At 52.1% G+C, this 18,309-nt stretch carries 19 protein-coding genes; 10 read left to right on the top strand and 9 right to left on the bottom strand.

All coding sequences use genetic code 11. From position 1 onward, the window contains the following. Positions 1–31 precede the first annotated feature (31 nt). Positions 32–619, bottom strand: a complete 588-nt coding sequence (locus IEY39_RS18230; RefSeq protein WP_188934224.1) for an acetate uptake transporter — start codon at positions 617–619, stop codon at positions 32–34. A gap of 33 nt (positions 620–652) precedes the next feature. Next, a complete protein-coding gene (locus tag IEY39_RS18235; protein WP_188934226.1) occupies positions 653–832 on the bottom strand; it encodes a hypothetical protein in 180 nt (59 codons plus the stop codon). On the opposite strand from IEY39_RS18235, the gene gldA reads away from it, so the two are divergent. From gldA to nth, 5 genes are all read left to right on the top strand, one after another. After that, positions 831–1,760 carry a gliding motility-associated ABC transporter ATP-binding subunit GldA gene (gene gldA, locus IEY39_RS18240; protein ID WP_188934227.1) on the top strand — a complete coding sequence of 310 codons (930 nt, stop codon included), beginning with the start codon at positions 831–833 and terminating at the stop codon, positions 1,758–1,760. The genes IEY39_RS18235 and gldA overlap by 2 nt on opposite strands. Continuing rightward, the gene (eno, locus tag IEY39_RS18245) at positions 1,757–3,040 is read left to right on the top strand and encodes a phosphopyruvate hydratase (RefSeq protein WP_188934230.1); all 1,284 of its coding nucleotides are present in this window, start codon (positions 1,757–1,759) and stop codon (positions 3,038–3,040) included. The genes gldA and eno overlap by 4 nt, the downstream gene beginning before the upstream one ends. 55 nt (positions 3,041–3,095) lie before the next feature. After that, entirely contained in the window at positions 3,096–3,389 is a 294-nt protein-coding gene (locus IEY39_RS18250) for an FtsB family cell division protein (RefSeq protein WP_188934232.1), read from the top strand. Positions 3,390–3,555: 166 nt separating this feature from the next. Then, positions 3,556–3,789, top strand: a complete 234-nt coding sequence (locus IEY39_RS18255; RefSeq protein ID WP_188934234.1) for a hypothetical protein — start codon at positions 3,556–3,558, stop codon at positions 3,787–3,789. A gap of 73 nt (positions 3,790–3,862) precedes the next feature. Next, positions 3,863–4,618, top strand: a complete 756-nt coding sequence (nth, locus tag IEY39_RS18260) for an endonuclease III (protein ID WP_188934236.1) — start codon at positions 3,863–3,865, stop codon at positions 4,616–4,618. A gap of 3 nt (positions 4,619–4,621) precedes the next feature. On the opposite strand, the gene IEY39_RS18265 is transcribed toward nth, so the two are convergent. From IEY39_RS18265 to IEY39_RS18275, 3 genes are read right to left on the bottom strand one after another with little or no spacing between them, the layout of a single operon-like run. Continuing rightward, the gene (locus tag IEY39_RS18265) at positions 4,622–4,801 is read right to left on the bottom strand and encodes a hypothetical protein (RefSeq protein ID WP_188934238.1); all 180 of its coding nucleotides are present in this window, start codon (positions 4,799–4,801) and stop codon (positions 4,622–4,624) included. Positions 4,802–4,827: 26 nt separating this feature from the next. After that, positions 4,828–5,361 carry a DUF6934 family protein gene (locus IEY39_RS18270; protein WP_188934240.1) on the bottom strand — a complete coding sequence of 178 codons (534 nt, stop codon included), beginning with the start codon at positions 5,359–5,361 and terminating at the stop codon, positions 4,828–4,830. Positions 5,362–5,384: 23 nt separating this feature from the next. Beyond that, positions 5,385–8,447, bottom strand: a complete 3,063-nt coding sequence (locus IEY39_RS18275) for a serine hydrolase domain-containing protein (RefSeq protein WP_188934242.1) — start codon at positions 8,445–8,447, stop codon at positions 5,385–5,387. Positions 8,448–8,496: 49 nt separating this feature from the next. Between IEY39_RS18275 and mutL the strand changes: the two genes are divergently transcribed. Continuing rightward, positions 8,497–10,464 carry a DNA mismatch repair endonuclease MutL gene (gene mutL, locus IEY39_RS18280; protein WP_188934244.1) on the top strand — a complete coding sequence of 656 codons (1,968 nt, stop codon included), beginning with the start codon at positions 8,497–8,499 and terminating at the stop codon, positions 10,462–10,464. Here mutL and IEY39_RS18285 read toward each other — a convergent pair. Continuing rightward, positions 10,461–11,798, bottom strand: coding sequence for a D-alanyl-D-alanine carboxypeptidase/D-alanyl-D-alanine-endopeptidase (locus IEY39_RS18285; protein ID WP_188934246.1), 1,338 nt, complete (start codon positions 11,796–11,798; stop codon positions 10,461–10,463). The two genes, mutL and IEY39_RS18285, sit on opposite strands and share 4 nt — an antisense overlap. Positions 11,799–11,889: 91 nt before the next feature. Next, positions 11,890–13,026 carry a formimidoylglutamase gene (locus tag IEY39_RS18290; protein WP_188934248.1) on the bottom strand — a complete coding sequence of 379 codons (1,137 nt, stop codon included), beginning with the start codon at positions 13,024–13,026 and terminating at the stop codon, positions 11,890–11,892. A 57-nt stretch (positions 13,027–13,083) separates the two neighbouring features. Here IEY39_RS18290 and pheS point away from each other — a divergent pair, with 57 nt between their 5' ends. After that, entirely contained in the window at positions 13,084–14,115 is a 1,032-nt protein-coding gene (gene pheS, locus IEY39_RS18295) for a phenylalanine--tRNA ligase subunit alpha (protein ID WP_188934250.1), read from the top strand. Positions 14,116–14,119: 4 nt separating this feature from the next. Here pheS and IEY39_RS18300 read toward each other — a convergent pair whose 3' ends face one another. After that, positions 14,120–14,518, bottom strand: a complete 399-nt coding sequence (locus IEY39_RS18300) for a PIN-like domain-containing protein (protein ID WP_188934252.1) — start codon at positions 14,516–14,518, stop codon at positions 14,120–14,122. Continuing rightward, positions 14,518–15,192, bottom strand: coding sequence for a DUF433 domain-containing protein (locus tag IEY39_RS18305; RefSeq protein WP_188934254.1), 675 nt, complete (start codon positions 15,190–15,192; stop codon positions 14,518–14,520). Before IEY39_RS18305 ends, IEY39_RS18300 begins: the two co-directional genes overlap by 1 nt. Positions 15,193–15,294: 102 nt before the next feature. Between IEY39_RS18305 and IEY39_RS18310 the strand changes: the two genes are divergently transcribed. From IEY39_RS18310 to IEY39_RS18320, 3 genes are read left to right on the top strand one after another with little or no spacing between them, the layout of a single operon-like run. Further along, positions 15,295–16,173 (top strand): 3-hydroxyacyl-CoA dehydrogenase family protein, encoded by an 879-nt coding sequence (locus IEY39_RS18310; RefSeq protein WP_188934256.1) that lies wholly within the window; start codon positions 15,295–15,297, stop codon positions 16,171–16,173. A 6-nt stretch (positions 16,174–16,179) separates the two neighbouring features. Beyond that, complete coding sequence (locus tag IEY39_RS18315) at positions 16,180–17,187, top strand: NAD-dependent epimerase/dehydratase family protein (RefSeq protein WP_188934258.1); 1,008 nt, start codon at positions 16,180–16,182, stop codon at positions 17,185–17,187. 41 nt (positions 17,188–17,228) lie between these two features. Then, positions 17,229–18,305 (top strand): carboxypeptidase-like regulatory domain-containing protein, encoded by a 1,077-nt coding sequence (locus IEY39_RS18320; protein ID WP_188934260.1) that lies wholly within the window; start codon positions 17,229–17,231, stop codon positions 18,303–18,305. The last annotated feature ends 4 nt before the right edge of the window (positions 18,306–18,309 follow it).

The raw sequence follows: 18,309 nt of genomic DNA on the forward strand, positions 1-18,309 counted from the left end.
GAATTTTTAAACTAAGATTTCAATAACTTTCCTAAACGCTGCCGATGGGCAGCACCGTTCTTCCGTACATCTCGTTCAACAACCCCGCAACGCCCGTATAGATTGCCGATGCTCCGCAGACGATGCCTTCAATCCCGGTGAAATGTTTGAGGGCGGTATTCCCGGTGTAATCGCCTAATGCCAGCAGAAAGAACAAGATGGTCAACGTGGCGAATACAAATTGCAGGGCACGGTTGAGCTTCAAAGTTCCGAAAAAAAGCAATAAGGTGAAAACTCCCCAGACCGCCAGATAGGCAACCATGGCATTTTCCGACGGAGCGGTCATCCATCCCATTTTCGGCATTACGATGAGGGCAACGAGCGACAGCCAGAACAAACCATAAGACGTAAAAGCGGTGAGCCCGAACGTATTGTTCTTTTTGGCTTCGATGATACCAGCGATCACCTGGGCAATGCCGCCATAGAAAATACCCATCGCCAGTATCATGGTATTCATCTCGAAAAGACCGGCATTGTGGAGATTCAACAATACCGTAGTAGTGCCGAAGGCACAAAGACCCAGCGGTGCAGGATTGGCAATGCCTTCCTTGCTTGCTGTAACAACAGGGGGAGTGGTCATAATCGTTAGTTAAATTGGCTTAATTGTACAATTTTAATTCATTTTGGCGACTTTTGCCGCCGGTTTTGTGGTGCGGCCCTTTGGCACCCCGTTGGTGTCACGGCCGTATGCCTGATCATCGGGGCGATTTATCTTCCCGGGAAGAAACCCGACGGTGAAAAAGGCTGATGCGGCGAGCCAATTGCCTATATTCGCGTCGTAAAACTGTGACATGTCTATTGAGATCAACTCTCTGGTAAAGCTTTATGGTGAGCAGAAGGCTGTGGACAATATTTCTTTCCAGGTGAGCAAAGGAGAGATCGTGGGGTTTCTGGGTCCCAACGGGGCCGGTAAGTCTACGACAATGAAGATCCTCACCGGCTATCTCGGACATGATTCCGGTGAAGCTCGTGTTTGTGGGATCTCTGTCGATGCGCATCCGCTGGAGGTGAAGAAAAAGATCGGTTATTTGCCGGAAGCCAATCCCCTCTATCCCGATATGTATGTCCGGGAATACCTGGATTTCATTGCCGATGTACACCAGGTGGCCGATAAGAAGGCGCGTATCGAAGCCGTTATCGCCCTCGTCGGGCTGACGGTAGAAAGCAATAAGAAGCTGGGACAACTCTCCAAAGGATATAAGCAGCGGGTGGGGCTTGCAGCCGCCCTTATCCACGACCCGGAGGTGCTGATCCTGGATGAACCCACCAGTGGTCTCGACCCCAACCAGATCATCGAGATCAGGGATGTCATCAAGCGATTGGGGAAAAATAAGACCGTCCTCTTTTCCTCGCATATCCTGCAGGAAGTAGAGGCCCTCTGCGACCGGGTGGTGATCATTAATAAAGGCCGCCTGGTGGCAGATAGCACGATCAGCGGGCTTCGCACAGAAGCCAGTGAGACAGGCGTCATTGGCGTGACATTCAGGGAGCAGCTGGAAGCGGCTGCACTAAGTCCGCTAAAGGGTGTTACAGCAGTGCGCCAGGTTTCTGCAGGCGAGTGGGAGCTACAGACCGAAGAGCCGGATGAGGTGAAAAAACAATTGCTCCAACTGGCTTTGCAGAACAAGTGGAACATTGTTTCTTTGCAAAGCGAAAACAAAAGCCTGGAGGATATCTTCCGGAGCCTGACCAATCAAGATAAAACTACGAATCCATCATGAGCTACATTGCCGACATTCATGCAAGACAGATCTTAGACAGCCGGGGGAATCCCACCGTCGAAGTAGACGTTGTTACGGAAAACAATCATCGGGGCCGGGCCGCTGTGCCCAGTGGCGCCTCCACCGGTATCCACGAAGCGGTCGAGCTACGGGACGGAGACAAACAAGTCTACAGCGGAAAGGGAGTATTGAAAGCGGTGGCGAATGTGAACGATATTATTGCCGACCAGCTGATCGGGTTTCCCGTAAACGAGCAGGCGAGCCTGGATGCCCGGCTCATCGAGCTGGACGGCACCGAGAATAAAGGCAAACTGGGCGCCAACGCTCTTTTAGCCGTCAGCATGGCCGTAGCCAAAGCCGCCGCAAAAGAAAGCAAGCTGCCGCTCTATCGCTACCTGGGTGGTGTCAACAGCACCGTACTGCCCATGCCGCTGATGAATATCCTCAACGGTGGGGTACATGCCGATAATAAGATCGACTACCAGGAATATATGATCGTTCCTGTAGGCGCCGAATCCTTTAGCGAAGGGCTGCGCTGGGGTGTCGAGATCTTCCATCAGCTGAAGTCCGTCCTGAAGAAAAAAGGCTACAGCACCAACGTAGGGGACGAAGGCGGTTTTGCACCGGATATTCAAAGCAACGAAGAAGCTATCGAGACCGTCCTCCAGGCTATCGAAGCGGCTGGTTATAAAGTAGGCAGCCAGATCGGCATCGCCCTCGACGCCGCCAGCAGCGAAATGTTCAAGGACGGCAAATACAAATTCTATAAGAGCACCGGCAAGGAGCTTACCAGCGACCAGATGGTGGACTACTGGACTAGCTGGGTGAACAAATACCCCATCATCTCCATCGAAGACGGGATGGCGGAAGAGGACTGGGATGGTTGGAAGAAACTGACCGATGCCGTTGGCAACAAGGTACAACTGGTTGGCGACGATCTCTTTGTGACCAATACCAAGATCCTGCAAAAGGGCATCGACAGGGGCGTGGCCAACAGTATCCTGATCAAGGTGAACCAGATCGGTACCATTACGGAAACGATCAACGCGGTGCAATTAGCTCAGACTCACGGATATACGACGATCATGAGTCATCGTAGCGGAGAGACGGAAGACACGACCATCGCGGATCTGGCGGTAGCGCTTAACTGTGGTCAGATAAAGACCGGCAGCGCCTCCCGGACGGACAGGCTGGCGAAGTACAACCAGCTGCTCCGCATCGAGGAAGAACTGGCGGATGCTGCTATTTATCCCAAAGGAAGAATCAAATTCAAAAAATAAGTTGTAGATTAGGGTCCTGCCGCGGCTGCGCCGCGGCAGGACCCTTGTAGTTTTTATGAAGTTGCCGAACAAATACCTGCTGACGGCGGTCGGTTTCACTGTCTGGATCCTGTTCTTCGACACCCGGGATTTCATCACCAGCCATTTCCGCGAACGCGGCGAATTGCAGAAGCTGGAGAAGAGCAAGCGGTACTACGAGCAACAGATCGCCGCCACAAAGCAAGAGCTTGACCAGCTGAAAACCAACCCGGCAGTACTGGAAAAATATGCCCGGGAAAAGTATCTTATGAAAAGAGACAATGAGGATCTCTTTATCCTGCGCGACGACAACACCCTTGTCCAACATTGATTTTCACTCTTTTACCCGTTTCTCGCCCCCTTTATAGCTAATACCCGTTTGGTTGTAAGTTAATAATTCCTTCACGGGACAATAACGGAGACCAAATCCCGTTTTCATAACGGACGTTTCACTTTTACTGCTTCGGAATTTATTAGGACATTAAATGGTTTTGCCTATGACACTCTTTACACCGGAGGATCTTTTGCGGTATTTGTATAAAGAGTCTTCCCCGGAATTGACGGTAGCGATTGAGGCTGCGCTAAAGGAAGACTGGATGCTGCGCGAGAGGCTTGAGATTTTGCGATCTTCAACCAACGAATTGGATGCGATAGTTGTATCTCCCCGCATGGAAGTTATTCAGCGCGTTATGAACTATGCCAGGAAGGAGGCCGTACAGGAATCTGTATAGCATCATTAATCCACTGAGTTCCCCATTTCTCGTAAATTCGCGGTCATTACGGATTTTCCAATGACTGAATCTAATGACTAGAAAGGAGCGCTTTCAGTTCGTACTGGATTATTTCAGCAAGCACAACCCGGATGCAGCGACTGAGCTGCTGTATGACGACCCCTACCAATTGCTGGTAGCGGTGATCTTGTCGGCTCAATGCACTGATAAAAGGGTCAACATGACCACGCCGGCCATCTTCGAACGTTGGCCTGACGCCGGTTCAATGGCCAAGGCCAGCTTCGACGAATTGTTCCCGTACATCAGAAGCATCTCCTATCCCAATAACAAGACAAAGCATCTCATCGGCATGGCGCAAATGCTGCTGGCCAAATTTGGCGGGCAGGTGCCGCTCACTGTCGAAGAGCTGGTGCAATTGCCGGGTGTAGGCCGCAAAACGGCCAATGTCATTACCTCGGTGGTGGACAACCAGCCCAATATGGCCGTGGATACGCATGTCTTCCGCGTAGCCGCCCGCATCGGTCTCACCGTAAATGCGAAGACGCCCCTGGCGACAGAAAAACAGCTGCTCGAATTCATCCCCCGCGACATGGTGCATATTGCACACCATTGGTTGATCCTCCATGGCCGGTATGTCTGTGTCGCACGCACGCCCAAATGCGCAGAGTGCGGATTGCAGCAGGCGTGTAAGTATTTTGCGAAGCACTATGGTGCCGCGGTTGCCGAGACTGAGCGGCTGCCTGTGGTGAAGACGCGTACAACGCGCACGGTCAAGTCCCCGGCGAAATCCAAGCCTGCCGCGAAGCGAACAACAAAAAAATTGAAATAGAAATTACTGAGAATCCTTTGCCCGTTGAGCAAGGAAATCAGGAAGAGGGGCTTCTTCAAAGACGCGATAGGCTTCTTCCAATTGTCTGATCATGACGGGATCATTCTGGTAATCCGGAAGATGATCAACCACCTTCACGACAGGTTGATTTTGCCTGGTCAAGTCCTTTTCCTCGCGCTTCATATTACTTGAAGTTTAATGATTTAAAGTTACTCCATTTTTTTGAATAGTAGAAACTCTTGATAATTCGGGCCTGCTCTGAAAGGAATCCAATCTTTATCTATTTTTCCCCAAATTTCATACTCGGAATTTAGTTTAGCCCAAAAGAAAGTTATTCCTATTTGATACAATCTTGTGCGCGCCAAGGTAGTTGCCCTCAACAAAATAATTGCTGTTGGTCTATATAACAAGAAATCTATGATTGCGTCAGCAACTGTATTTAGAACTTTGAGGCGGTCGCCATTGTTGCTGATGACTGAATCATTCAGTCTGTCATTCGCTTCATCTAAATCCCCTAACGCGACATTATATACATTTGTGCCTAAGGAAGGAACAGGTTGAAATCGTATAAGCTTCTTTATCCTGCCCTTTGGTCCTTCGCTAACAAAATCGTATGCCAATCCTGTAAGGTCCTTCTCCAAATCGTAGCTTTCCCATTCCATACTCCCTCCATTTCCAATCGTTGAATAATTCCAGTCCAAAAACAAAAAGATGCTGCTAACAAATTTAGCAACACTTTTCAATATGCGAAAATTTTTTTCGGCGTTTAGTAGCGCTTGTGATGGCGGCGCTTTTTCTTCACCGGTGGGGCGGGGGCTTTTGTCGAGGCGCCGAGGTCGACACCCATTGCCTGATAGACGGTCTCCTGGATGCGGCCGCGGATGTTGAGGCTACCGAGGCGGGGATTGCTCTGTTCGGGATTGACGCGGTTGGAGAGGAAAATAAAAATGAGGTTATATTTCGGGTCGACCCAGACGCAGGTGCCGGTGAAGCCGGTATGGCCGAAGGTCTCCGGTGAAGCGGAGAGACAGGGATAAGGCTCCTTGCGCCTGGCATTATCCTTCTCGGGCTTGTCGAAGCCCAGGCCGCGGCGGCTGATGTCACTGTGATAAGCAGTGAAGAGGTCGATCGTCGAGGGCTTCAGAAAAGTGATGCCGTTGATGGTGCCGCCATCGAGCAGCATCTGTTCCAATATGGCCAGGTCGTAGGCGTCACTGAAGAGACCGGCGTGACCGGCAACACCGCCAAACATGGCCGCACCGGGATCATGGACATCACCCCGGATGAGCTGGCGACGGAAGGCGACCTCATCGGAAGTCGGGGCGATACGGCCCAGGGGAAACCGATCGCGGGGTTTGAAGCCCGTCGATGTCATCCCCAGCGGATCGTAATAGGTCTTTTTTACGTATTGATCGAGGCTCATCCCAGTGATGGCTTCCACCACCAACCCCAGGAAAATAAAATCATTGTCGCTGTAGACATATTTCCTTGGCCCAAGCGGGCTCTGTACGATGCGCAACTCCATCGTATCCCGCCAGTCATTGCGCAGATACATGTTCCCGGCAACCCGCACGTCATGCGTACTGTCCGGCGTTCGGGTAAAGAAGCCGGGCAGGAGGTTGCCCTCCTTGCTGCTGTCGATGGTCTCCTTATAAAAAAAGACATCAGGAACGAGGCCGGCCTGGTGCAGCAGGATATCCCATAGCTGCAGGGTATCCTTGTCACTGCCCTTTACCCAGGGAAGATAGTCGCCAAGTGTCCTATGCAGATCGAGCCGGCCTTCGTCATAAAGTTTCATCACCGCCATGGTCGTAGCGCAGATCTTGGTACAGCTGGCCATGTCGTAGATGGTTTCGGGATAAACAGGTTCGGTCCCGTCGTAGGTCATATGACCAAAAGCCTTTTCATAGGCTATCCTGCCGTCTTTGGCTACCAATACCACGCAGCCAGGAGCAGCTTTCTTCCCGATGGCTTCCCGGGCTATTGCATCTATCTTCCGCAACCTGAGCGCATCCATCCTAAGGCTTGCCGCACCGGCGACGGGCAGCAGCCTTGCCGGCGCCACAACACCCGCACCGGCCTTCCATTCCGCGCACACGGATACAGGGAGATGACCACGGGCGATAAATTTTCCATTCAGCAGATCGGCGGCTACGGTTTGCGTCACGGAATCATCTTCATAACAGGCTATCATCGTCCGTGCATCGCAACTGTTCTTCACCGCATAGGGGTTGCCAAAAAAGAAGGTGACGGCCTTTTCCTTTTGTTGCAGTTGGTGCAGCAGCCAGGCAGCAGGCTGACTGATGGCGAAGTTATGTGCGGGAAACCGGGCATAGTTGTGCAGGCCGATGATAATGGCTTCGTATCGATTGCTCAACAATTCCAGCGCAGCGGCGGCCTTGGCGCTGTCAAGATCGTAATCGAAAAAATAAACATGGGCATCGTAGTCGGTGCGCATGCGACGGCTAAAAGCATTGTCCTCCGTAAGCCCCATCCCAACGTAGGCGATCTTCCTTGGTTTGGCAAACTTCTCCGGCGACAGACCCGTGCCGACAAGATCTTTTGCGCCTCCCGCGGCAGCCGAACGGGCGGCAACCCGCAAAGGGAAGACCGAGGGGTCTTCATTGCGCAGCAGCGTCAGCGCCTCGACGGCCACTTCATGCCGCATGTCGGTCACGCCTTCGTTGAGGTCGGCCGTGAGATGTACCTTGTTGACGGGCTGCCATTGCGCAAGACCATATTCATATTTTGCAAAGAGCACTTTCTTTACGCGGGCATCGATATCCTTCCAGCGGAGCTTCCCGGCCTTTATAGCAGCATTTATCTTCTCCAGGCTAAGCGCCACGTCACCCGGCAGACAGAGCATGTCGTTACCGGCGATGAGGGATTGAACGGAAGCATCACCATCGGGAAAGAACTTTGCCACGCCTTTCATTTCCAGCGCGTCGGTAAAGCTGATGCCCTGGTAATGCAGCTGCTTGCGTAGCAGTTTGGTCACGTTGTTGTAGGAGAGCGAGGTGGCCCGGTTTGGAGCGTTGTCGATGGCGGGAATATACAGGTGGGCGATCATGACGCTGCCCACACCTGCGCGAAAAAGGGCCTTGAAAGGATAAAGCTCGACGGAATCCAGCTGACGCCTGTTCTTGTCAATCACCGGCAGATCGAGATGCGAATCGACAGCCACGTCGCCATGGCCGGGGAAATGTTTGGCACAAGCCATAACGCCCTCTTCCTGCAGCCCTCTCATATACTGCACTCCGTATTCCGCCACCTTTAACTTGTCCTCGCCAAACGACCGGTCGTTGATCACCGGGTTGTCAGGATTGTTATTGATATCCACCACTGGCGCATAGTTCACCTGGATTCCCATACGCCGGCACTGTATGCCTACCAGCTGCCCATAGCGATAGACGAGTGCGGTGTCGCCGGTTGCGCCCAGCATCATTTGCCGGGGCAACCCCTCGACGCTGTCCATGCGCATCCCCAGCCCATTCTCCGCGTCGATGCAAAAAAGAATGGGCGTGTGAGCGATGCTTTGATAGTAGTTGATATGGTCTGCCTGGGTGAGCGGATCACCCTGGAAAAGACAGACGCCCCCAACATCATACTTGCTGATCGCCGATTCCACATCCTTGTCATAAAACACCGTACGATGGGTAGTGGGGTCAATGCCGGAAAGCCGGATCACCATCAGCTGAGCAAGCTTTTGGTCGGGGGACAGGGTGCGGAAGACGCTATCTACCCAAGCATCGGCGGACAGCGTAGAAGATTGGGCAAGACCATGAACCATGGAAGCCAGAAAGGGTAACAGGACAATGCATTTTCTCATATCAGATACTTAAAAAGACAACGTAAATTGCATCTAAATTAAGGTAGAATTGGCAGACATCATCCACTTATTACCCGATAACATTGCCAACCAGATCGCAGCCGGAGAAGTGATCCAGCGGCCGGCCAGCGCCGTGAAAGAGCTGATGGAGAATGCCGTTGATGCAGGCGCAACGGATATCCGCCTCTATGTGCAAGATGCCGGCAAGGCGTTGGTCCAGGTAGTGGACAATGGAAAAGGCATGAGTGAGACGGACGCCCGCATGGCTTTTGAGAGACATGCTACGTCCAAAATAAAAGAGATAGACGATCTTTTCCACATCAAAACGATGGGTTTTCGTGGCGAGGCCCTGGCTTCCATAGCCGCCGTCGCACAGGTGGAGCTGAAGACCAGGCGACAGGAAGATGAGACGGGAACCCTTCTGGAGATCGAGAACAGCCGCGTCGTCCGCCAGGAGCCGGCAGCCCTTCCCGTGGGCAGCAGCGTCGCCATGAAGAACCTTTTTTTCAATGTCCCCGCCCGGCGCAACTTCCTAAAGAGCAATACCGTCGAGATGAGACATATCCTCGACGAATTCAATCGTGTCGCACTGTCCTTTCCTGCCATCTTTTTCTCCCTCACCGGCAATGGTCAGCAGCTGATGCATCTCGAAAAAGGGAGTCTCAAACAACGCGTCGTCCAGATTCTGGGGAATTCCTATACTTCCAAACTGGTGTCGGTGCAGGAGAATACCGACTACCTGAATATCTATGGTTTTGTCGGCAAACCGGATACGGCCAAGAAGACAAGAGGCGACCAGTATTTTTTTGTCAACAACCGGTTTATCCGCAGCGCCTATCTGAATCATGCCGTCAACGGCGCCTTTGCGGAAATGATCCCGCGGGACAGCTTTCCCCTATATGTGTTGTTTATCGATCTCGATCCCACCCAGGTGGATATCAATGTACATCCCACCAAACAGGAGATCAAGTTCGAGGACGAGAAGATCGTCTATGCCTTTGTACAGGCTGCAGTGAAACACGCCCTCGCGCAATTCAGCATTACGCCTACCCTGGACTTCGACCTCGACCCGAATATCCAGGGATTGGATGCGGTGAGCAAGCCGGTGTCGGAAGAAAAGAAGGCCTCCGTCGCCTCTTCTTCCCTTTACCGGACCTTTACGCAAAAGAACCAGGCCCACTTTATAGAGCCTACCAATAAGAGCGAGCTGCGTCACTGGAAGGACTTTTATGAGGCGCCGGCAACAGGAGGAGCCGCGCCGGTGGCAAAGGACGGCAATGTGTCGCCGGCGGGCGGGGAGAGTGAGGCAGCGCAAGGAAGCGGGCAACCGAAGGAAGCCACGCCGGCGGGATCAACCGCTTCGCCGGGTGGGAATACGCAGGCTATCGGAGAAAATGCGGCTATGGGTGACTGGGCAGGCACGGCCCCGACACGGATCACGCCCATCGAGAAAGCCCCACTGCAGCAACTGCTCAACACATATATCGTCACCCCCACCAATCGCAGCTTTATTCTTGTCCATCAAGCTGCAGCCCACGAGCGGATCCTGTACGAAAGCTATAAGACAGCCGCCACGGGTCACCCCATCGCCAGCCAGAAAAGCCTTTTCCCGGCAACCCTGACGCTCTCGGCCCCCGACGCCGTCCTGCTCACCGGCCTGCTACCCGATCTGCAGCTGCTTGGCTATACCATCGAACCTTTTGGAAAAGACACTTTTATTATCCAGGGGACACCGGCAGACACCGGCCAGGGCAATGAGAAAGGTGCGTTGGAAGACCTGTTGGAACAGTATAAGAATTTTGTCAGCGAGATCCGCTTCTCCAAACGCGAACAGCTGGTCCGCACCCTGGCACGGCAGAATGCCATAAAGCCCGGCACGGCCCTCACCGAAAAGGAAATGCGCGCCCTCGTCGACGACCTCTTTGCCTGCGCTCAGCACAACGTTACCCCGGGCGGCGACCCCACTTACATCGAATTCAAAAAAGATTATGTAGAGAAATTATTTGGCCGGTACTAGTACGTGTCGCGAATATGATGGATCCACTGCTCCATCTGCCGCCGGACGGCGACCCCGCTGCCGGTGTAATTGTTGATGAGAATGGAGAATAAGAGCAGGTGGTTCTTTTTTGTCAGAAGATACCCGCTGAGGGCTACTACTCCCGACAGGCTGCCGGTCTTGGCATAAATGTAGCCGCTATCCGCTTTATAGTAATTACTTAGCGTCCCCTTACCGCCCGTAGGCAGGATGCCCTCCATCCGGGCCAGGCCAAACTCCTTACTCATCTTATCCAGCAGCCAGACAAAATCCTGTGGAGTAAAAAGGTCATTACGGCTAAGCCCGCAACCGTCTACCCATATAGGCCGCTGCGGCAGCCCCTTTAGTTCTCCGTTGAGCAGCGTGTCGATGACGCGTGCATCATTCATCTTTTCCAACAGTTGGTTTCCCACCATCAGCAGGGTTTGTTCGGCAAAAAAGTTGTCGCTGTTGTACATCATGGGCCGAAAGAGGGAGTCCACGGGGCGAGAGTAAACGACGCCGTCCTTCCCACTGCCAGGCACCAACTGCCGGACGCCGACAGGTTTGCCAACGGTATCCTTTAACAAGAGGGCAGCAGAAGCGATGCCATCCGTTATGAAGGGGACATCCTGCTCGAGGACCCTGCTCTTACCTTCCGTGATGGTGAAGACATTGTTGTGGTAGTCGCGCCTGACGGAGAATCCCTGTTTGGAAGAATCGGGCGAGAACCGGACAGGCCAATCGATGTCGGGGATGGAGAAAAACGAACCGGAGATGGTATCCTGCATCCAGCGGATAAGATTGCCGTATACGGGAAAGGCGCTGCGTTCGGGCATGTAGTCGTCGTTGTAGTCATCCCATGCCCAGCCGCGGCCAAGAGGCCGGTCCTGCCAGTTGCCGGGCGTGAGATAAAGATTGCGATGTGCTTTTTGCAGGAACCGGATCGCTGGCTGGTCCGGATAGGCAGGGTGCAGCAAGGTGGGATCCCCCGCAGGAATGATGAACAGCGCGGTATCCGTCACCCGGTAGCGCATGCCCATGAGCGAGTCCCCCAGGTATTTCATCCCGGCGTATAGGGAAAAGAGTTTGGTATTGCTGGCCGGGATAAAATATTTGTCGCCCTGGTAATTGTATTTATACGTGGCGGTAGCCGGGTCGTAGAGACAGATGCCTACCTGTGCCGGCAGGAGACCGGGTTGCCGGAGCAGGGTCTCCTCGGTGAATTGTTGGATGGGGTCTTTCGAGGGGGTCGATGCCGTTGCGGTGTGCGCTGGGGTACAGGCCTGCGAGCAGCAGACAGCCAAAAAGAGCAGGACTATTATGAGCTTGTTCATTACAGGCAGATGCTTTATATGCAATATAGGCAAAAGAGGGCGGATCGTGGGTGGGCGGGGTGGGCCGGTTCGGGTTGGCGGGAGCGATAGCTTAGCCGCGCTCCTGCGCACGCAACCATCTTTCGGGGATCTCGTTGCTGCTGGCCAACAGGTAATCCTGGTAAGAGCAGGCGATGTATTTATTATCGGGCAGCTGCATCCACCAGCGTTGGGTCTTCTTACTTTGCAGGAAGGTAGTCTCCACCTCGGCAAAGGCGGTGCGGTATTCGATGAAGAAATCCCTGTCGGAAAGCGCGGCTTCACGCCGGCCCCTGCTCTTCCCATCAATGAGATACCAGAGCATATGGCTGATCTGGCGGGCGGTGAGCGAATCATGGTCTTTGCCCGGCATATAGCCGTAGATGCCCACCGTGTTGACATTGTGGCTCAGCCCCGCATAGCGCATCAGGATACAGGCTTCTTCACCGTTGAAGCCATTGGGGGAAAGCATATTGGCCGGGGCAAAAGAATGGGCGATGGCGGAAATATCAAAGGTAAACAGATGGGAGTTGCGGATCACCGGCTCCATCTCCTCGATGTTGTCTTTTACGCTTCCCAGCCGGAAACAATCGAACCGAAGCTTGTCCATTGTCTCCAGCATGTGCGGATGAACATAGTAGCTCTGAAAGCCGATATGATTGTAGTGGTGGATATAATTGGGTTCGCCGGTAAGCATTTCCATGAGGAAATTCTCGCTGCGATTGCGGGAATGGATGTCCAGATCGATGAGGGCGTCTACTCCCGTTGCCTCGATGATGTGTTTCTTATCGGCGTAGGTGTAATATTGACCCAGCGTGAGATCGTGACTGCCACCCAGGATCACGACTGTCTTGCTGATGGCGGTCAGCTCCCGGAGGACAGTCTTAAGGGCGGCATAGGTATCGTTGAGGGCAGCGCCGGTGCGGATATTGCCCACATCAGCTAACTTAATATCGGTGTGCCAGTAATAGAGCTGATAGAACTGCTCGCGGATGGCGTCAGGGCCGCCGGGCTCGCGCCGGTCACGACCAATGCCTCTTTCTTCTTCACAGCCGACGATGACGATGTCGGCCTCATACACGTCCGGGAAGGACTCGTCGTAGATATCGATCACTTTACCGATCTGCCCGTCCCTATATCCCTGGTCTTGCGACAGTTGGGCCAGGCTTATCGGATCGAGAAAATCGCTTAAATGCAGGTTCGGCGACATGGGTATGACGTTTTGGGGACAAACCTACATTAAATAAGTTTAAGTACTTTTGTTCCTATGGAGCAATTGTTACAACAAATTGAGCAATACAGGCAGGAGATAGCCGCCATCGTGCCCAATGGAGCGGATTCGTTGGAGGCTTACCGTATCCGTTTTCTGGGAACGAAGGGGATTGTAAAGAATCTGTTCACTGAAATGAAGAATGTCCCCGGCGACAAGAAGAGGGAGTTTGGTCAGATCCTGAATGAGTTCAAACAATTGGCCGAATCCACCTACGAGAATTGGAAGAACCGCCTCGACGTGGGAGTCGCCGGTCAGGTCAAAAGCATCGACCTAAGCCTTCCCGGTGACGCGCTGCCGTTGGGCACTCATCATCCGATCACGCTGGTGCGTGATCGCATCGTCCATATCTTCGGGCGATTGGGTTTTTCGGTTGCCGAGGGGCCCGAGATCGAAGACGACTGGCACAACTTCACCGCTCTCAATCTGCCCGAGAATCACCCCGCGAGGGATATGCAGGATACTTTTTATATCCATCAAAACCCCGACTGGCTGTTGCGTACGCATACGAGCAGCGTACAGGCGCGCGCCATGGAGCGGCAGAAACCGCCGATCCGCATTATCTGCCCGGGACGGGTTTATCGTAATGAGACGATCAGCGCCCGTGCGCACTGCTTCTTCCATCAGACAGAAGGGCTGTATGTCGACGAGAATGTCTCCTTTGCCGATCTGAAGCAGACGCTTTACTTCTTCGTGCAGGAACTGTTTGGAAAGGACGTGCGCATCCGTTTTCGTCCTTCCTATTTCCCTTTTACGGAACCCAGCGCCGAGATGGATATCAACTGCCGCATCTGCGGCGGCAGCGGTTGCGCCGTCTGCAAGCACACCGGCTGGGTAGAGATCCTGGGCAGCGGCATGGTGCACCCCAAAATGCTGGAGAATTTCGGCATCGATAGCAACAAATACACCGGATTTGCCTTCGGTATGGGTATCGAACGCATTTGCCAATTACAATACCGGGTGAATGACCTGCGCCTTTATTCCCAGAACGATGTCCGGTTTCTGAAACAGTTTACGGGGGCGGTGTAGGAGATTATCCTATTCGTTCGATTTTTCTGGATGTGATCTTGAAGGAAAAAGGCGGTCGGCTCTTTTTTATCAGGCCTTTGATTTCCTGCCAGTTAACTATAATTTTCTCGACCATTTCCCAATAGGTATACCCTTTTTTACCTGGAGGAATCAAATAGAAAATGCCGATCTTGTAATTTCTTAACAGATTGTATTGGGACTTTATTCTTTGCATTTTGGCATCTTGTGTGATGACGATGCCATTAACCTGGCCTACCTGAGGTATCCACTCTTCATCCTGGATACCTCTGCCATATTCTTTTTGGATGGAATAAACGTCAATGCCTTCGTTGTTTGGCTTTTCCAGAATGGAAAGTCCTTCTGCAAGTTGTGGAGGCATATTTTCATCAATATATATCTTCATTACGCCGCTTTCTTAAAAAATTCAATGGAGGCCTTAACATCACTTTCAGGTACATCGTACAAAGTCGAAATGAAGCTTATCTTCTCCCCGGCCGTATACATACTATAGATGGTCCCGGCAAGGATATTTGTATTCTTAATGGTTGGTTGGCCAAGCTGGTGATGTGGATCTACGACTATATTCTTTTCTTTTCCCAGAGGCCAGTATCGAAGGGCATTCTGATCTTTATCAAAATCTATTTTATGACAAAATTGCTCGATTATAGACTTAAAATTGATCTGTTTGGACTTATCTGCATTGATAATTACATCCCCATCAGGACTATAAAAGATCTTCTTCCCATCCGTCAGAATTTCTGAATTGGCGAATGGGAAAGTGGTATTCAATTCCTGGCCCATAATCTCGTGCGCTCTTGAAATGCTTTGTGCACTTACACCACGTTTTCTAAGCTGAAAAAAGACATAGAACTCTATCAACGTAAAAAAATGGACAGATTTTTCTCTTCCTTTTCCCCACGACGCCAGACTTGCCTGGTTACTGCCAAATCGATTACCCCAATATTCTTTCAACCACCTCCGAACGAGAATCTTGTCTAAATTCAAGATATTTGCAACATCCGGTATTGTATACAGACCGATTCCTAAGGAAGGTTTCTTATTTATAACTATGTTCATAATGGGAAAAGACGATATTGTATTAGTATTCGACTCAAGCAATTTAACTATTTTATTTCCCATGACAAAAATAGTAGTTAAAAAACTAATTTTTTTAACACGATGATAAAAACAATCGGCGTTTGCGGGGCAGGCACCATGGGCAGCGGTATTGCCCAGGTGGCGGCAATGGCCGGCTACCGGACCCTGCTATACGACATCGACGCGGGAATGGTGCAGAAAGGCAGGACCGCCATCGAAAAAAACCTCCAGGCGCTGACAGAAAAGAAAAAGCTTACACCAGAAGAACAGCAGGCTATCCTGGGTCGCCTTTTCTATTGCACTGACGTGCAGGATTGCGTCGCCGATCTGCTCATCGAAGCCATCATCGAGCGGCCGGATGCCAAGACCCAGCTCTTCCTCCGGCTGGCAGAACACAACTCCGAAGAGACGATCCTTGCGTCCAACACGTCTTCGCTCTCCCTCGATGATCTTTCCACCTCCATCCCCCGGCCGCAGCGATTCATCGGAATGCATTTTTTCAATCCTGCGCCGTTGATGAAGCTGGTAGAAGTGGTCAATACCCGCCATACGGATGCTGCGACGACAAGATCCATAACCGATGTCGCGTTGCAGATGGGCAAGACGCCGGTGCTCTGCAAGGATGCCCCCGGCTTCATCGTCAATCATGTTGCCCGCCCCTATTACCTGGAAGCCCTGCGTCTGGTGGAAGAAGGGCTTTGCGACATTGAAACGGTCGATACGCTGATGGAAGCAACGGGCTTCCGGATGGGACCGTTCAGGCTGATGGACCTCATCGGCAATGACATTAACTATGCCGTCAGCTGCTCCGTCTATGAAGCCATGGGCAGACCCCTTCGGCTGCGTCCCTCTCCTATCCAGGAAGAACGGGTGCAAAAAGGCGAATTGGGCAGAAAGACAGGAAAAGGATATTACCGGTATGACCCCGGAGGAGCCATCCGTCCATTGAAAAATTATTAATCGCGGATGAATAATCACAGTGCAAAAAGAAAGGTATTGGTCACCGGCGGGACGGGATTTCTCGGGGCTTATATCATAAAAGATCTCTTAGAAAAAGGGTGGAGCGTCCGGGCCCTCCGCCGCAGCAGTTCGCCGCCTGCTTTCATCCCTGCTGTCATCTGGGATGAAGTAGAATGGGTGAACGGCGATATCCTCGATGTCTCCGGCCTGGGAGAAGCCATGGAAGGAACAGATGCCGTCATCCACGCCGCAGCCAAGATATCTTTTTCCCATCGCGACCGGCGCGAATTATTCCGAACCAATATCGAAGGCACGGCTAATGTTGTCAATATAGCGCTGGAGCAGAACATCCGGCGGTTTGTTCATGTGAGTTCGGTTGCCGCATTAGGCAGGACGGGGAAGGGCGAGAATGTCACCGAAGGAAAATCCTGGGAGGAAAACAGGTGGAATACCAACTATGCCATCAGTAAATTTCGCGGGGAAGTAGAGGTCTGGCGGGGTATAGGTGAAGGACTGCCTGCCGTTATCGTCAATCCAAGCACCATACTGGGATATGGCGACTGGGACCATTCGAGCTGTACCCTTTTTCGCAGCGCCTGGAAAGAATTTCCCTGGTATACCGAGGGTGTCAATGGGTTTGTCGATGTAAAGGATGTAGCCAGGGCGGTAGTCAGTCTTTTGGAAACCGATATCGTCGGTGAGCGATATATCCTCAATGGCGACAACTGGACTTTCCGGCGTGTGTTTGAAAGCATAGCCGCCGGCTTTGGGAAAAAGCCACCTACCCGGGAAGCTACGCCTTTCCTGGCGGGTATTGCCTGGCGGACCGAACGGATCAAAAGCCTCTTTTCCGGGAAACCGTCTATGCTCACCAGGGAAAGTGCACGGGTAGCCCAAAGCCTCACCTATTTCGATAACAGCAAAATCCGCGCGCAATTACCCGGATTTGCATTTACCCCCCTGGAAAAGACGATAAAAGATGCCTGTGAGGACTATCTGCGGGGGTTGGCATAAGTGAAGATAATTGGGTATCTTACCGACTCAAAACGATATCCATGATTCGGCCCTTTCTCCTCCTGGTTTTTACCTTCTCATTCTCCCTTGTCGTTCTTTCCCAGGAAAAGACTTTCCCCATCGACGGTATTGTCCTGGACAAATCCGGGCTGCCGCTTGCCGGTGCTTCCGTCTTCTGTCAGAACACCACGGTAGGTACCCTGTCGAAGGAAGACGGTAGCTTTCATCTCCGTCTTGCCAATGGCGGGTACGACCTGGTCATCTCCTACACCGGTTATGAAACCCAGGTGGTGCGCATCGGCAAGGATCACAAGGCTACCGACTCGCTGAAGATCCAGCTAAAGGAGCAGGACAAAGCCCTGGAGCAGGCAGTGGTCACCGGTAGCGCCGAGGTCGCCGACGGCTGGGCCAAATATGGTCAGTTCTTCCTGGACAACTTTATCGGGACAACTCCCAATGCGGCCCAATGCACCCTGGACAACAAAGATGTTCTTAAATTCTACTACTATAAAAAACGAAATAAGCTGCGGATAAAGGCGACAGACATGCTGATCGTCACCAACAATGCCCTCGGCTACCGGATCAAATACCAGTTGGATTCTTTTGTCTATGACTACAACGGGAATATCGGGAGCTATACAGGATATCCCTTATTTGAAAACCTGGATGGCAGCCCCGACCAGCAGCAGACCTGGAAGCAGAACCGGCTATACTCTTATTCCGGCTCGCGCTTACATTTTATCCGCAGCTGGTACGACAGCACACTGACGGATGAAGGGTTTGTCCTGGAACTGGCCGATAGCGGCAGCAATCAGATGAAGCGGGTGGAAGACCCATATGATCCGAAGATCTATTCGCGGGACAGCGGGGACGTCAATATAAACGTCCAGGGCAGGCTAAGGGTTAGTTATACCAGCCAGGCGCCCGATAAAAAATACCTCGTTCAAAATAAATACCCGCTTACCACGGCATATCAGATATCCGCGTTGGATATCGCCAATGGGTTTGTCATCGAGGAGAATGGGTACTTTTACGATCAGGCGGATGTAAGCAACATCGGATACTGGTCGTATAAGAAGTTGGCGGAGCTGCTGCCGTATGATTATTTACCCGAATAGGCAG

It is taken from the genome of Puia dinghuensis (genome assembly GCF_014642875.1).
Classification (GTDB): Bacteria; Bacteroidota; Bacteroidia; order Chitinophagales; family Chitinophagaceae; genus Puia; species Puia dinghuensis.

Bases quoted from the DNA above. Each gene is read 5' to 3' on its own strand.
- IEY39_RS18230 (WP_188934224.1), bottom strand. From the start codon at position 619: ATGACCACTCCCCCTGTTGTTACAGCAAGCAAGGAAGGCATTGCCAAT.
- gldA (WP_188934227.1), top strand. From the start codon at position 831: ATGTCTATTGAGATCAACTCTCTGGTAAAGCTTTATGGTGAGCAGAAG.
- IEY39_RS18235 (WP_188934226.1), bottom strand. From the start codon at position 832: ATGTCACAGTTTTACGACGCGAATATAGGCAATTGGCTCGCCGCATCA.
- eno (WP_188934230.1), top strand. From the start codon at position 1,757: ATGAGCTACATTGCCGACATTCATGCAAGACAGATCTTAGACAGCCGG.
- IEY39_RS18250 (WP_188934232.1), top strand. From the start codon at position 3,096: ATGAAGTTGCCGAACAAATACCTGCTGACGGCGGTCGGTTTCACTGTC.
- IEY39_RS18255 (WP_188934234.1), top strand. From the start codon at position 3,556: ATGACACTCTTTACACCGGAGGATCTTTTGCGGTATTTGTATAAAGAG.
- nth (WP_188934236.1), top strand. From the start codon at position 3,863: ATGACTAGAAAGGAGCGCTTTCAGTTCGTACTGGATTATTTCAGCAAG.
- IEY39_RS18265 (WP_188934238.1), bottom strand. From the start codon at position 4,801: ATGAAGCGCGAGGAAAAGGACTTGACCAGGCAAAATCAACCTGTCGTG.
- IEY39_RS18275 (WP_188934242.1), bottom strand. From the start codon at position 8,447: ATGAGAAAATGCATTGTCCTGTTACCCTTTCTGGCTTCCATGGTTCAT.
- IEY39_RS18285 (WP_188934246.1), bottom strand. From the start codon at position 11,798: ATGAACAAGCTCATAATAGTCCTGCTCTTTTTGGCTGTCTGCTGCTCG.
- IEY39_RS18290 (WP_188934248.1), bottom strand. From the start codon at position 13,026: ATGTCGCCGAACCTGCATTTAAGCGATTTTCTCGATCCGATAAGCCTG.
- pheS (WP_188934250.1), top strand. From the start codon at position 13,084: ATGGAGCAATTGTTACAACAAATTGAGCAATACAGGCAGGAGATAGCC.
- IEY39_RS18300 (WP_188934252.1), bottom strand. From the start codon at position 14,518: ATGAAGATATATATTGATGAAAATATGCCTCCACAACTTGCAGAAGGA.
- IEY39_RS18305 (WP_188934254.1), bottom strand. From the start codon at position 15,192: ATGAACATAGTTATAAATAAGAAACCTTCCTTAGGAATCGGTCTGTAT.
- IEY39_RS18310 (WP_188934256.1), top strand. From the start codon at position 15,295: ATGATAAAAACAATCGGCGTTTGCGGGGCAGGCACCATGGGCAGCGGT.
- IEY39_RS18315 (WP_188934258.1), top strand. From the start codon at position 16,180: ATGAATAATCACAGTGCAAAAAGAAAGGTATTGGTCACCGGCGGGACG.
- IEY39_RS18320 (WP_188934260.1), top strand. From the start codon at position 17,229: ATGATTCGGCCCTTTCTCCTCCTGGTTTTTACCTTCTCATTCTCCCTT.